This is a genomic window from Methanosarcina flavescens (assembly GCF_001304615.2).
In the GTDB taxonomy this organism is placed as follows: Archaea; Halobacteriota; Methanosarcinia; order Methanosarcinales; family Methanosarcinaceae; genus Methanosarcina; species Methanosarcina flavescens.
In genome coordinates, this window is sequence record NZ_CP032683.1 from 831,602 (window position 1) to 845,841 (window position 14,240).

Genomic DNA, 14,240 nt, shown 5'->3' on the forward strand with positions numbered 1-14,240 from the left:
TTAATAAAAATCGTAAGAAATGATAGAAATATTTGTTGTTATTTCGAAACGTTTGCAAGAAGTTGTGGAATCTACAGAGCTGGTAAAACTCATCAGAAGTAATTGATGAGTATCTGAAAGAAAAGTAAAACCAGAGAGATTTAGTTTTTAAATTAAAACCATTAAATCGTATTTTTATATGTTTTCCGAGTGAGTAAAAACGCTAACAGAAGAGATATAGAAAGTGCCTCTGTGTGTATCTCATACTTTTTTTACTTTTGATATTACGGATATCAGCAGGAAAGCCTGTATTCCTATAGACTAGGGAACAACTGAATTCAGAAAAGTATACTCGGGAATTTATGTTATATTTCAAGTTGTTTTGGAATCCCATAGAGTTCAACATGGCAATGCATAAACGCCGTAATTGGACTTTCTCTTTTCCATCGGGGAGAAAGTTGCATTCCTCTGTCTGGGATATCGCAGAAAGGATGGGTATTCTCGTAGAGCGTATACATGATTGCGCCTTCTATTCGCTCAAGGATCCTAGGCTCAGTACTTACGTCCGCTACGAAAATGCAAAATTTAGATAGTTGTTTTTTGGCAGCTTCCAAAAGCTCGCTTTTCCTGCGTTCGTACTCTCTGCGTTTTTCTGGCGTCCAACCCCATCCATGCCATATCTCTTTTCGGACTCCGTGCTTCATGGCATCCATGTCTAAGATTGTGTAATCTCCGCTCAGGTATTTCCTGGTGTGCTCGCGGAGACGTTGTGGTATCGGCCGGCGTGTAATTCCTGCTGCGTAGATTATGTAACCATTTTCATATGTAGAAGTCTGCAAGTAGACACCTGGATGCTTAGGAATCGCGGGAAGATTTGACTCCGTTTCGAATTTTGGCCATGCGTAAGGACCTTTCCACTCAATGTCTATTGCTATTTTGTCTTTAATCGGAGTATTCTCGTAAATGGACGTTTGTTTTGTTCTTTTTTTCTTTATCATCACATGAATCATATCTTATTTTCTTATATAGGTTACATTTTAGGGCTCTGTAGAAAACCTATCTAAACCAGCTTCAAGAGGCAAAAAATAGATAAGCGAAAATATATCAGGCTATTTAGTTTAAACTGGTTCATACTCGTAATCTCATAGGCTTTCTACAGAGCCTTAAAAAATAAAAAGACTCAAGTTGCCTGCTTTGCAGGCAACTGCGTAAGTCCTACATAAACAAAAAAGTAATAGAATTATTATGGATTAAATTAAGGATTTCTACAGAGCCCATTTTTTTGGCTTCTTATGTTCCTTCTAATAAAGCGTTAGCTCTATTCATATGCCCTGTACCTGAGACTACATAATTTTGAATTTTTTGTTCATAATCCAAGTTTCTCACAGGCACTCCGTAGGCTAGAGACTCATCTGCACTCATAACTATGTATTTACCTGCTGAATTGAGGTCAGTTAATGCCTGCACCCATTCATTTTGAGCTTCTTGATATTTAGGAGATAAAGTGTAATTGCTGTTTTCATCAAGACCGCTCTGAGTGTCATTAACAAGATCCTGCCCGTATGACTTCAGCAGGTTATAATCTGAAATATTTGCAGCCATTCCTACATTATCCATATCCGACTGAATCAATGATCCATATTTCTCAATATGTTTCATCCATTCCATATCTTGATTTTCCGCATCATTCGATTGCTGTAAGCTTGCCTGAGTAGAATTGTTCTCTTTAATATTTTCAGTACAACCTATTGCCAGCATGGACACTAGCATTATAGTCAAAGCAAAAAAACATTTCTTCATGATCAAATCCTGTTATTTATAATTAATATCAAAAAAATTGTGGCTTGGTGTATTAATTTTTTATTATTTTTTCAATTTTCTACAGACTTTTAATTCCTTCCTTTGCAGGATTCTCAGTTCATTATACACTTGTTTACAGGAAAACTACTGCATTTTTGAATTTTTCCTGGAATTCTTCTCATTACATTTTTTATAGTCACGTAACAGTGAAAACGTCTCTCATTCTAAGCCGCTTTAAGACATTTTTAAAACAAGATATAAAGTACATATTCTAAAAGACAAACAGCGCTGAGAATATTCAGAAATAGCTGAAATACATCAAAATTAATTAAAGCTTTTCCAGCACTACTTTCAAAAGTATAATTAAAGCAAGAACCAAAATAAAAGTCCACACCAGAGGCAAAAGAATCCGCAGCAAAAAATACAGTATTATAGCTATGAGAATTAACTGAACTAAAGATATTCTTCTTCCGGCACGCAGAAAGCGGCGATTCCATCCTCTAGCCATAATATAAGCACCTTTAAAACTGAGATCCTGTTTTCTTGTAAAATTGATGTCCTGTTTTTATATTTCATTTCAGGCTTTATAAATTTTGTCCAAAAAGTAATAAAAGTAAAACCAGACCATTATAATAGGTTATTAAAAGTAAGCAGGTCTGCTGGGAATCGAACCCAGGTTCGGAGCTCCGGAGGCTCCAGTGATATCCTCTACACTACAGACCTTCATATGGAAATATTCAAATTTGAGGAAAATTTGAATCAGTTAACTGGCTGATAAAACTGTGATCAGTCAACTGGCTGTTTATAGTGCCAAATAGCTTATAAATTTATCCCCAATAATGGAATAATTATCCTCAGACAGACAATGAAAATGAGTCCTGAGATAGATTAAGCCGGAAATTCCCGAAACCTGCGTAATAAAATTTCAGTTTTTTAGAGTAAGGCAATAGAGTTCATTTCCCGTTTCTTTTTCAGTTTTACGGCAGGAATAATTATTCTTCCCATTTATGCCCATACCTCTCATCAAATACGATTTCGGAAAGAGGCTTGCGGGTTGAAGTTCTCTCTTTTGGGACGGGGTCCCCTATTGCGAGCACTGCCATGAGCTCAAGTTTTGAAGGGCAGTCGAGAATTGAGTTGACTTTCTCGTTCTGGTTCAGAATTTCTCCAAGCCAGACTCCGCCAAGGCCAAGATCGCAGGAGGCAAGGAGCATGTTCTGGATTGCGGCTCCTATCGCCTGGACATCTTTCGTCCTGTTGTACGAATTTTCGGTATCCAGAAAAACGGCAATAAGCAGAGGAGCCCCTGCAACTATACCGGAATAATGCGTACATTCCGAGAGCTTATGGATAGTCTCTCGGTCTCGAATAACAATAAAACGCCAGGGCTGGTTATTCAATCCGGAAGGAGCCCAGTGGCCTGCATTAAGGATTGTGTTGATATCTTCCTTGCTGATGGGTTTGTCCGTAAACTCCCGGACGCTCCGCCTGTTAAGGATAGTGTCAATGACTTTGCATTCTCCTTTTATTGCCATTATTTCCCTCCGGATTCCATTTTCTACTTCCAGATTAATGAATTTTCTGTCTGAAACTATCTGCAAAAAATCAGTCGTCATCAATCTTTTTATTGAGCCAGGGGATGTTTGCGCGAATTTGCTTTCCGACTACCTCAAGCTGATGTTCCTTTTCCTGGCGTTCCATTGCTTTGAGTACAGGGTGGTTGACCATTCCTTCGAGCACGAATTCCTTGGCAAATTCACCATTCTGGATTCTTTCCAGAGCTTCATACATGGCTTTGCGGGACTGCTCGTTAATGATCTTGGGACCGACGGTCATGCCTCCATACTCTGCGGTATTGGAAACGGAGTGCCACATCCTCTCAAGCCCACCTTCATAGATAAGATCCACAATGAGCTTGACTTCGTGACAGGTTTCGAAGTAAGCCATCTCGGGTTGGTATCCCGCCTCCACAAGCACCTCAAAAGCGGTCTTGATAAGAGCTGAGAGTCCTCCGCAGAGGTCAACCTGTTCTCCGAAAAGGTCGGTTTCGGTTTCCTCACGGAAGGTTGTCTCATAAACACCTGCTCTCGTTGCACCGATACCTTTGGCATAAGAAAGAGCGATTTCCCTGGCGTTTCCAGTTGCGTCCTGATAGACAGCAATCAGGCCTGGCACTCCAATACCTTCGGTATAGGTTCTTCTTACGATATGACCAGGCCCTTTGGGAGCGACCATGAAAACATCAATGCTCTTCGGAGGGACAATCTGGTTATAGTGGATATTGAAGCCATGTGCGAAAGCAAGAGCATCCCCGGCTTTCAGATTTGGCTCGATTTCAGAGTAGTAAACCGAAGCCTGTTTCTCGTCCGGAAGGAGGATCATGATAACATCTGCAGTTTTTGCTGCTTCCGCCACAGACATCACTTTCAGGCCGTCAGCCTCAGCTTTTGCCCAGCTTGGACTTCCATTTCTGAGCCCAACAATGACATTAAGCCCTGACTCGTGGAGGTTCAGAGCATGAGCGTGCCCCTGGCTTCCATAGCCCATTATTGCGATAGTCCTGTCCTTAAGTGCATCAAAAGTAGTCTCGTTATCATAGATTATCGTTGCCATACTTGATTCTCCTGATGAATTCTTCAGTTTTTGAGTAAAACTCCTTATATTTCCCAGGAAGTATACCATTATGGTATCAACTTGCTTCCATGAGAACTGAGTTTCTTTAAGTACATTCTCAAAAAGTTGCTTTCTTCGGAGAGGGGCAGCATTTTAGTTTCAGGAAATGCCTGAGATTTCAGGCATCCCTTTGAGGAAACCACTGGGGGTTTTAAATCGTTTCCGGCTACCCCAATCTGTGGAAAATAATTAAGCAGCTACCTTTCATTACCTGCCCTTAATATTTAAACCTTCTTTGGGCCGCGAACCAGGGCAATCTTACCTGTCCGGACCATTTCCTTAATCCCGAACTGCCTGAAGAGTTTCTGGATTGCCTCGATTTTGGCTTCATCCCCGGTTACCTCGATAGTCATGGATTTTGGAGCCACGTCTACTATCCTTGCCCTGAAAATATTAGCAATCTGAATGATCTCGGCTCGTGTGCTTACATCTGCAGCTACCTTAATCAGGGCGAGTTCTCTTTCTACGGAATCATCGCCCCCGATATCCGAGACCTTGATAACATCCACGAGCTTGTTAAGCTGTTTTGTGACCTGCTCGAGCACATGGTCGTCCCCCTGGACCACAATAGTCATCCTGGAGATATCAGGGTCCTCGGTAACTCCTACAGCCAGGCTGTCGATATTGAATCCACGCCTTGAGAAAAGCGAAGCCACTCTGGAGAGGACTCCAGACTTATTTTCCACAAGGACTGCAAGTGTGTGTTTCATCAGTGTTCCTCCAGGTCAAGAATCCTATCAGTTGCAGTGCACAGGTCAGGCATGGCACATGAAGTGTCTGCATGCTCTTCTGGGTCAAGTATCTCGTTGATTGCAGCTCCTGCCGGCACCATAGGATAAACATTTGCTTCGCACTCAACAACGATTTCAACAACAGCAGGCCTGCCAGAATTGACAGCTTCTTCAATTGCAGGTCTTACTTCGGACGGTTTTTCAGCGCGCAGGCCCAGAGCTCCGTAGGCCTCAGCAAGCTTCACGAAATCTACACTGCCCTTGATGAAGGTGTGAGAATACCGCCTGTCATAGAACAGCTCCTGCCACTGCCTGACCATACCCAGATAACCGTTGTTCAGGATCACTGAAACAACCGGAATATCGTTCTGGACTGCAGTTGCAAGCTCTTGAGAGTTCATCTGGAAAGAGCCATCGCCTGCAATATTGATAACGGTTTTATCTGGTTTCCCAACCTTTGCGCCTATAGCTGCAGGGAAACCGTAGCCCATTGTGCCAAGCCCGCCTGAAGTGATGAAAGTGCGGGGCTTTTTATACTTAAAGTACTGGGCAGCCCACATCTGATGTTGCCCGACTTCGGTAACTATAATTGCGTCCCCGCATGCCTCTGAAATTTGCTCGATAACAAACTGAGGCATTATAACATCAGGTGACATCTGTTTATAGGTAAGAGGATACTCTTTTTTCCAGTGGTCTATTTTTTCAAGCCATGCCTCGGAATTGCAACGTTTAATATATTTATTTAGAGATTTCAGTATCTGCTTTGCATCTCCAACAATTGGAACATGAACCTTTACATTCTTGGAGACCTCTGCAGGGTCAACATCAATATGAATAACCCTGGCATTGGGAGCAAAAGACTCGAGTTTCCCTGTCACACGGTCATCAAACCTAGCGCCCACAGCAATAATTAGATCGGATTCCTGGACAGCATAGTTTGCATATTTGCTCCCGTGCATTCCGAGCATCCCGACGTACAGGGGATGTTCTGTCGGAATTGACCCGATTCCCATAAGAGTGGTGGTAACCGGAGCACAGATTGTCTCGGCCAGTTCTATAAGCTCGGAGCTGGCATTAGAACTTATCACTCCGCCGCCTGCGTAAATTATAGGCATGCAGGAGTTTGCTATTTCTTCGGCGGCTCGTTTGATCTGCTGGATATTGCCTTTGTAAGTCGGTTTATATCCTCTAAGTTCTACCTTGTCAGGATAGTAGAATTCAATCTCTGCATTCTGTACGTCCTTTGGAAGGTCAATTAATACCGGGCCAGGCCTTCCGGTAGAAGCAATATGGAAAGCCTCTTTTACAATTCTTGGGAGTTCCTTTGCATCCTGTACGAGGTAGTTGTGCTTGGTAATGGGCTGGGTAATTCCCGTAATATCAGCTTCCTGGAAAGCATCGTTACCTATCAGGAAAGTAGGAACCTGGCCTGTTAAGGCTACAATAGGTACTGAGTCCATATATGCGGTAGCAATGCCTGTTACCAGGTTGGTTGCTCCGGGACCTGAAGTAGAAACACAGACCCCGGTCTTTCCAGTAGCACGGGCGTACCCGTCCGCAGCATGAGCTGCTGCCTGTTCATGGCGCACAAGTATATGGCGCAGATCTGAATCGTAAAGTTCGTTATAGAAGGGAATGATCTGCCCTCCTGGATATCCGAAGATGGTGTCAACCCCTTCTTCTTCCAGGCACTTTATCAGAGCCCTTGCGCCATTAACTTTTTCTGTTGACCCGGTTGTCATTATTTAACTCCTATTTATCTAATTGAACGTAGATTAACTGGACTCTCATCCTTAGGTGAGTCCGTTTCCAGTAAGGGTGTATCTATCAGAAATACTTATCTCTGATATGCTTTCGTTATGAATTTTCCAAATACATCATAATCGATCATGTTATATATGGATAAAGTTTTCTCCTGACTCCAGAAATGCCAGCGGTATGCTATTTTAAAATTTCTACAGCAGGAAAAAGAGAGAGGACATAAGAGTCCTCCTGAGAAGTTCTTAAAGTGCATCTTTCTGGAATCATTCGACCCGTATAAGGCGGTTCATACCGTTCATTACGGCTTCTACGGAAGCCATGATAATGTCAGTTCTTGCACCGCTTGCGGTAATTACTTTTCCGTTCTTGGAAAGTTTTACCCTTACTTCAACAAGGGCATCGGTTCCGCCAGTAATTGCGTCTACATGATATTCTTCGAGAATGATATCTTCTGCACAGGAACTTACCGCTCTCCTGATGGCGTTGATCACGGCGTCTACAGGCCCATTACCGATTCCTGCCTGTACTATCTCTTTGTCTTTTACATTGAGCTTTATAGATGCCGTTGGAGTCACCCGGTTTCCTGATACAATGGTAAATTCTTCCAGTTTTACGAGAGGTTCTCTATAAATATCGAGCACGGTTTCCGCTATAGCCTGCAGGTCTGCATCGGTTACGTATTTTCCCTGGTCGCCCATCTGCTTAACCCTGTTGAAAATCTCCTCGGTCTGAACATCATCAGCCTCAAGTCCCATTTCCTTTAAGGCAAGGGAAATCGAACTCCGCCCTGCATGTTTTCCTAGCACGATCTGGCGTTGCCTTCCGATATATTCGGGACTCATAGGCTCATAGGTTGCCTTATCGGCCAGAAGACCGTGAACGTGGATACCTGCTTCGTGAGTAAATGCGTTCCCACCTACAAGAGCCTTATTGGGTGACACTGGAATACCTGTAAGCCGGCTTACAAGCCTTGAAGTCCTGTAGATCATCTCGTGTTTAATGCCGGTATCATACTTATAGAGCCATTCCAGGCTCATTATTACTTCTTCTAGAGATGCATTCCCAGCTCTTTCTCCTAACCCGTTTACAGTTACATGGGCCTGTTTTGCCCCCGCCGCAAGCGCAGCAATCGTGTTTGCAGTCGCTAACCCGAAATCGTTGTGGCAGTGAACGCTGATAGGGGCTTTCAGGGACGAAGATAGATCCCGGAAAATCTCAGTCGTCCTTTCAGGTACCAGAAGGCCTACAGTATCGCAGAAACATAATCTGTCAGCGCCTGCATCAACTCCATCGGCATAAACAGCCTTTAGAAAATCGGGATCTGCACGCGAAGCATCTTCTCCGCTCAGTTCCACTATCAGGCCGTGATCCTTGGCATATTCCGTTACTTCAGCTGCGATCTGCCGTACTGCATCCCGATCCTTTTTGATTTTTGTCTTTATATGAAGGTCTGAAACAGGTGCTACAAGATGGATAGAGTCAACGTCACACTCAAGAGCACGGTCAACATCGAACTTTACAATCCTGCAGTAGCTGCAAATTTCAGCGTTAAGCCCTGCGTTTGTAACAGCCTTGATGGAATTTCTTTCACCTTCGGAAGTGATCGCAGAACCGGCTTCAATTATCGAGACTCCCATTTCGTCAAGAGCCCGGGCAATTAAGAGCTTCTTATCCCTTGTCAAGGCAACGCCAGGTGTTTGTTCACCATCTCTCAAAGTAGTGTCCAGAAAGCGGATGTTTTCGAATAATATAATCCCTCAGTATTTGTTTTATTAATATAGATTCATCAACAATATAGGAAATAATATTCAGATAATATACTTATTATATTATAATATTATGTCCTATTTTGCAGCTTTTAATTATTATACAAATTACATATATTTTATTCTCAGGAATACGACTTCTTCAGGAAGATCTCCAAGTTTTTGCCGTAGCTCTCTGAAAACTCTTCTTCAATAGTAGATCATAGTATTTTTAGTTTCCAGTTAACAATATGCCAAATTTGAAAAAAGAAGAAAAATCATCTGTCTATTACGTATTCCATTTTTTTCATATTACTCAGAAAGATTTAGAACAAAAGAAAAATAAGAAAAATAAGAGAGAAAAATTTGAAAGAAAGGGCTTAAAAATACTTGCCTACGTTTTCTATTGCTTTTACTATCAGAGAAACACATGCTTCAATATCTGCCATATCCAGGACTTCAACAGGGGAATGGATGTATCGGGTGGCGATGCTAACCGTGCCTGTAGGGATACCTTCCTTTGTGAGGTGTATTGAGGTTGCATCGGTCGTGCCTCCTGATCCGACTCCAAGCTGATAGGGAATCTTATTTTCAGCGGCGGTTTCTCTAAGCCACTTAAGTATCTGTGGATGAACTAAAAGACCTCTTCCGGACGCGTCGGCTACGGTAATTACAGGGCCTTTCCCGAGTTCAAGTGAAGAATCAGTTTTAGTGATTCCGGGATGGTCTCCAGGAATAGTTGTATCAAGGGCAAGTGCGATAGCCGGACAAACTCCGAAAGCGCAGGTTTTTGCACCCTTTAACCCTACTTCTTCCTGAACAGTACCCACGGCAAAGACATTCGCTTCAATTTTATGTTTGGAAAGCCGCTTCATAACTTCAATAAGGATCACGAGGCCTGCACGATCGTCAAAGGCCTTGGAAGTTACCTTTCCGTTTGCCAGGGATACAAAATCCCGATCGATTGAAGCTGTTGTGCCTATCTCGATTCCAAGATTTTCAGCATCCTCCCTGTCTTTTGCCCCGATATCGATGAACATATCATCAAGCTTTACAGGCTTTTTCCTGTCTTCATCTTTCATTACATGAGGGGGTTTGGACCCGATAACTCCCGGAATCGAACCTTTTTTCCCGTGAACCATAACCCTCTGGTTAAGAAGAGTCTGGTCAAACCATCCCCCAATTCCAACAAATCTGAGAAAGCCGTTATCATCAATATATCTGACCATGAGCCCGATTTCGTCCATATGGGCAGCTAGCATTATAGAAGGGCCTTCTCCATTTTTGACAGCTATAAGGTTTCCCATGCAGTCTTTTCGTATAGTGTCAACATAAGGCTCAAGTTCCTTTTTGAGGAGTTCCCTGATATCATGCTCAAAACCTGAGATTCCATGAGCGTTTGTAAACTTCTCAAGCAGAGATTTTATTTCTCTAAAATTTCCATCTTCTTCCATTTTCTAATATCTCCTGTATATCAGCTAATTTAAAGTTCAAATCGACCTTAATGAGACTAATTGTAATTTAATGGAAATGTTATAATTACCCATGATTATCCTTTGTTAATAAATTTCTGTTAAATAAGTTATTATTAGATGATTTTTCTTGTTAAACGATTTTCTTGTTAAACGATTTTTATTAAACAACCTTATATTAAACCATTTTTTGATAAACCACTTTTATTAAATAATTTTTAAAGTAATTTTTTGCTAAGTGAATTTTATAATATATCTACAGAGAATTTTATAATTACTTTCTCCCAGACAATTTTTATTAAATTCTCTGATTAGGATTAATAAGATCATTCTACTCAAGAATAATTATACTGTCCGCCTATTAAGGCTAACCTATTATTTAAGTTATTAGCAATTGAGGCTCCAGATTAATTCCAGGTGACGAAAGGAGATTTTTCAGAAACTGCAAGGACAGAAACATTAAAATCCCTTCAGGTTTATTGAGGACTCAGGTGAAAATAATATGAGTACAGAATTACCCCCTCAAGTTCAGAACCAGATTGCACAGCTTCAGCAGATCCAGCAGCAGATCCAGTCTCTGGCGATGCAAAAATCACAGATTGAGGCTATGCAGAAAGAGTCCAAGATGGCTCTTGAAGAGCTGGAAAGGCTCACTGACGATGCAATAGTCTATCGCAATGTAGGAGAGCTGGTAATAAGAACGAGCAAAGGGGAGTCTATTACAAAACTGAAAGACAGGGAAGAGACACTTTCACTCAGGCTTCAGTCCATTTCCAGGCAGGAAGAAAGGCTCACAACTCGCTTTAAACAGCTTCAGGAGCAAGTCCAGCAGGCATTGGGTACCAAAGCACAATAATTTTGTTCTTTTGTTCCCGCATATGGAACAGGAAATAAAGTATAGCTTTGTTAAACTCACATAGAAATCAACGGAATCCCAAAGTTCTTGAATCCAGGGAGATCAATGCCTATAAAAACGATAGCCAGAGTGGACAATGGAAGTTGATGAAGCGGAGTTTTTCAACCGGCTCCTTGACTATCAAAACATTTTGTATTTGTGCCATCGGAACGCAGATCCGGATGCAATTAGCAGTGCTTTTGCCCTATCAGAAGCTATCGGAGGTACTATCGGACTTGTGGATGGATGCAACCGTGTAGCTTCTGTGCTTATAGATAGACTCGGGATTGAAGTTGTGGATAAACCCAATCCTGCTGATTACGGTTTTGTTGTTGTGGTTGATACTTCGACAAAAGCGCAGTTGAATGACCTGGAGCTTACAAGGTATTGCGTAATTGATCACCATACAACCACAGCTCTAACAGAAAATGCCGAATTTTACCTGCACAGGAACAGTACCTCTACCGTAGAAATAGTTTACAATATCTTAAAAGCAATGGGAGCCCCGATTAACCGGCGTGTGGGGATTGGGATGCTTACAGGAATAGTTACTGATACCGGTCACTTCAAACATGCATCTGCAGACACATTCCGAACAGTGGCAAAAATTATTGAGGACAGCGGTGTCGAGTATGGGGAAGTGCTCGACCTTATGGCTGCCACTCCACAGGACATCTCCATGCGGATAGCTATCCTGAAAGCCGCCAGCCGCGTCGAGCTCGATAGAGTACAGGATATGCTTATAGCATCCTCCCATGTCAGCTCTTTTGGGGGTTCTGCATCTTCCATGCTAATTAATATCGGAGCAGATATTGCTTTCGTTGGCACAGCCAAAGGTGAGAGTGTCAGAGTGAGTGCAAGAGCGAAGCGTGATGCTGTAAACTCCGGAGTTAACCTTGGCCAGCTAATGGAAGATATAAGTAGCGAATACAACGGCACAGGCGGCGGACATTCAGGAGCTGCCGGAATTGACGTTATTGCAGACATGAAAGAAGTGCTGAATAAGTGCAGGGAAAGAACAAAGAAAATCCTTGAAGCCTCACTTGGGGCAAAGTCAACAGAAATATCTTGTGAGGATGAAATCGACGAGTTCGAAGATGAATGACTTTTAAGTGAACGAATCATAGCTTAAAGGCAATTTAAGACATTATACTCCAGAACATTCTTCAGAAAATTACACTTAAGAATATATTTTAAAAACTGTACTCCAGCACAAACTTCAAATTCTGGTCACCCTCAAAGTATCGGAACCTGTAATTTCTACAATTTACCTGCAATGAATGAATTTACCGTGCCATTCGGGACTCATAAAGGGTTTGCCGGTAAAAACTTTTCTCCTTATGCAATTAACCTTCAGGGTTTGTTTAAAATTTTTTTCAGCCTTACAGCTAATATTTATATAAGAATCCAGCTTAATCTTCAAAATCAGTCCAGCTTAATCTTCCTATTATACTTACCGGAAATATATCCACTGAAGATATTGAGAGTCCGGAATAAGAAGACAAGAAAAAGAGAAGAGAGAACAAGGACTTAAGCATGGCCTTGAAGGGACATGAAATGAGATATATATACAAAAAGCAAGCTAGAAAATATTGGGCATGAGATTAAGAGCCCAATTACAAGGTATACAGAGTGTGAAAAAAATGCCAGAATACTGGGATCCTGAAATCGAGACAATGCCTGTAGATGATTTAAAAAAGTTGCAGGAAGAAAAGTTGAAACAACTTGTACATTATGTGTATGAGCGCTCTCCTTTCTATAGAAAAAGGTTTGACGAACATGGTGTTAAACCGGGAGACATCCAGACTCTTGATGACATTAGAAAGTTACCTTTTACAGTTAAGCAGGATCTCAGAGACACCTATCCAACAGGTATGTTTTGCGTCCCTAATACAGAACTAGTCCGATTCCATGCTTCATCGGGTACAACAGGAAAACCGACCGTGGTGGGGTATACCCAGCATGACATTGAAGAGTGGGCTGAATCCCTTGCGAGAGGATTTACTTCTGTGGGAATGGGGGAAAATGATATTCTTCAGGTAAGTTACGGATATGGGCTTTTTACAGGTGGGCTCGGTGCCCATTACGGAAGTGAAAAGCTTGGTGCAACCGTCCTTCCTACAAGTTCCGGAAATACCGAACGCCAGCTTGAATTGATGAGAGACCTTGATGTTACTGCTATAGCCTGCACGCCTTCTTACTTCCTTTATATGATAGAGACCGCAAAAAAATTAAATATCAGTCTCAGAAGCGACACGAAATTAAAAATGGGATTTTTCGGAGCTGAACCCTGGTCCGCGGAACTCAAGAGACGCATAGAAGCTGAGTCAGGAATAAAAGCGTATGATATTTACGGGACTTCGGAAATGAGCGGCCCTCTTTTTACCGAATGCTCGGAACAGCGCGGGATTCATATCTGGGCAGACAAATTCCTTGTTGAGATCCTTAACCCGGAGACAGGACAACCTGTCCCTGACGGAGAAAGCGGAGAACTTGTGATCACGACTCTTACTAAAGAAGCCATGCCCCTTATCCGCTACAGGGTGAAGGACCTTACAAGAAAGTTTTCAGAGCCTTGCCCCTGCGGAAGAACCCATCCTAGAATTGCACGCATAAGCGGCCGTTCGGATGACATGATTATCGTGCGCGGAATCAATGTATTCCCAGGACAGGTAGAATCGGTCCTTATGAAGATTCCTGAAGTCGGAAACCATTTCATGATTATTGTAGACAGGATTGGTCCCCTTGACTCGATGAAGGTTCAGATTGAAATGCATGAGTCGGCTTTCAGCGATAAGATGTCAGACATGATGGCACTTAAAAGAAGGATTTCGAGTGCGTTGAAAAGCGTACTTAATCTTGCGGTTGAGGTGGAGCTGGTGGAACATGGCTCGCTGCCTCGCTCAGAAGGAAAATCAAAGAAAGTTATTGACAAACGAAAGATTTGAGAGCTTTTGGAGATCGAAAACAAAACCAGGAGGAAATACTCTGCAAGTTTTCCTTTTTGGCTCAGGTATCTCAGAATTTTTATAGAAAGGAGAGTCAGATATAAAAAAGAGTTGCGGGAATAATTACTGAATATGAGATAAAGTTACCATATGTGAAATAAATTGCCTGGTTATAACATGGAAACTGCACGCAAACTTAAAAGATGCATAAGACATATATTATACTCCAGTAAAAA

At 42.1% G+C, this 14,240-nt stretch carries 11 protein-coding genes and 1 tRNA gene; 3 read left to right on the forward strand and 9 right to left on the reverse strand.

The window, feature by feature from the left end; genetic code table 11:
* Window positions 1–344: 344 nt before the first annotated feature.
* The 9 genes from AOB57_RS03630 to AOB57_RS03670 form a co-directional block, all read right to left on the reverse strand.
* Window positions 345–818 carry a hypothetical protein gene (locus tag AOB57_RS03630; RefSeq protein ID WP_226999625.1) on the reverse strand — a complete coding sequence of 158 codons (474 nt, stop codon included), beginning with the start codon at window positions 816–818 and terminating at the stop codon, window positions 345–347.
* 451 nt (window positions 819–1,269) lie between these two features.
* The gene (locus AOB57_RS03635; RefSeq protein ID WP_167829532.1) at window positions 1,270–1,737 is read right to left on the reverse strand and encodes a hypothetical protein; all 468 of its coding nucleotides are present in this window, start codon (window positions 1,735–1,737) and stop codon (window positions 1,270–1,272) included.
* 693 nt (window positions 1,738–2,430) lie between these two features.
* Window positions 2,431–2,502 (reverse strand) — tRNA-Arg (locus tag AOB57_RS03640).
* Between the two features lie 269 nt (window positions 2,503–2,771).
* Entirely contained in the window at window positions 2,772–3,314 is a 543-nt protein-coding gene (locus AOB57_RS03645) for a nitroreductase family protein (RefSeq protein WP_054300108.1), read from the reverse strand.
* A gap of 70 nt (window positions 3,315–3,384) precedes the next feature.
* Entirely contained in the window at window positions 3,385–4,392 is a 1,008-nt protein-coding gene (gene ilvC / locus AOB57_RS03650) for a ketol-acid reductoisomerase (RefSeq protein WP_054300077.1), read from the reverse strand.
* Between the two features lie 284 nt (window positions 4,393–4,676).
* The gene (ilvN, locus tag AOB57_RS03655) at window positions 4,677–5,162 is read right to left on the reverse strand and encodes an acetolactate synthase small subunit (RefSeq protein WP_054300078.1); all 486 of its coding nucleotides are present in this window, start codon (window positions 5,160–5,162) and stop codon (window positions 4,677–4,679) included.
* Window positions 5,162–6,925, reverse strand: coding sequence for an acetolactate synthase large subunit (locus AOB57_RS03660; protein ID WP_054300079.1), 1,764 nt, complete (start codon window positions 6,923–6,925; stop codon window positions 5,162–5,164). The genes ilvN and AOB57_RS03660 overlap by 1 nt, the downstream gene beginning before the upstream one ends.
* Before the next feature lie 282 nt (window positions 6,926–7,207).
* The gene (locus AOB57_RS03665) at window positions 7,208–8,698 is read right to left on the reverse strand and encodes a (R)-citramalate synthase (RefSeq protein WP_449405493.1); all 1,491 of its coding nucleotides are present in this window, start codon (window positions 8,696–8,698) and stop codon (window positions 7,208–7,210) included.
* Window positions 8,699–9,069: 371 nt separating this feature from the next.
* Window positions 9,070–10,143 carry a M42 family metallopeptidase gene (locus AOB57_RS03670; protein ID WP_054300081.1) on the reverse strand — a complete coding sequence of 358 codons (1,074 nt, stop codon included), beginning with the start codon at window positions 10,141–10,143 and terminating at the stop codon, window positions 9,070–9,072.
* Between the two features lie 520 nt (window positions 10,144–10,663).
* Here AOB57_RS03670 and AOB57_RS03675 point away from each other — a divergent pair.
* From AOB57_RS03675 to AOB57_RS03685, 3 genes are all read left to right on the forward strand, one after another.
* Window positions 10,664–11,017 carry a prefoldin subunit beta gene (locus AOB57_RS03675; RefSeq protein ID WP_054300082.1) on the forward strand — a complete coding sequence of 118 codons (354 nt, stop codon included), beginning with the start codon at window positions 10,664–10,666 and terminating at the stop codon, window positions 11,015–11,017.
* A 136-nt stretch (window positions 11,018–11,153) separates the two neighbouring features.
* The gene (locus AOB57_RS03680; protein WP_054300083.1) at window positions 11,154–12,161 is read left to right on the forward strand and encodes a DHH family phosphoesterase; all 1,008 of its coding nucleotides are present in this window, start codon (window positions 11,154–11,156) and stop codon (window positions 12,159–12,161) included.
* A 538-nt stretch (window positions 12,162–12,699) separates the two neighbouring features.
* Window positions 12,700–14,004, forward strand: a complete 1,305-nt coding sequence (locus AOB57_RS03685) for a phenylacetate--CoA ligase family protein (RefSeq protein WP_054300109.1) — start codon at window positions 12,700–12,702, stop codon at window positions 14,002–14,004.
* Window positions 14,005–14,240: the final 236 nt, after the last annotated feature.

Bases quoted from the DNA above. Each gene is read 5' to 3' on its own strand.
- AOB57_RS03645 (WP_054300108.1), bottom strand. From the start codon at position 3,314: ATGGCAATAAAAGGAGAATGCAAAGTCATTGACACTATCCTTAACAGG.
- AOB57_RS03680 (WP_054300083.1), top strand. From the start codon at position 11,154: ATGGAAGTTGATGAAGCGGAGTTTTTCAACCGGCTCCTTGACTATCAA.
- AOB57_RS03685 (WP_054300109.1), top strand. From the start codon at position 12,700: ATGCCAGAATACTGGGATCCTGAAATCGAGACAATGCCTGTAGATGAT.
- AOB57_RS03660 (WP_054300079.1), bottom strand. From the start codon at position 6,925: ATGACAACCGGGTCAACAGAAAAAGTTAATGGCGCAAGGGCTCTGATA.
- AOB57_RS03675 (WP_054300082.1), top strand. From the start codon at position 10,664: ATGAGTACAGAATTACCCCCTCAAGTTCAGAACCAGATTGCACAGCTT.
- AOB57_RS03670 (WP_054300081.1), bottom strand. From the start codon at position 10,143: ATGGAAGAAGATGGAAATTTTAGAGAAATAAAATCTCTGCTTGAGAAG.
- AOB57_RS03635 (WP_167829532.1), bottom strand. From the start codon at position 1,737: ATGCTGGCAATAGGTTGTACTGAAAATATTAAAGAGAACAATTCTACT.
- ilvC (WP_054300077.1), bottom strand. From the start codon at position 4,392: ATGGCAACGATAATCTATGATAACGAGACTACTTTTGATGCACTTAAG.
- ilvN (WP_054300078.1), bottom strand. From the start codon at position 5,162: ATGAAACACACACTTGCAGTCCTTGTGGAAAATAAGTCTGGAGTCCTC.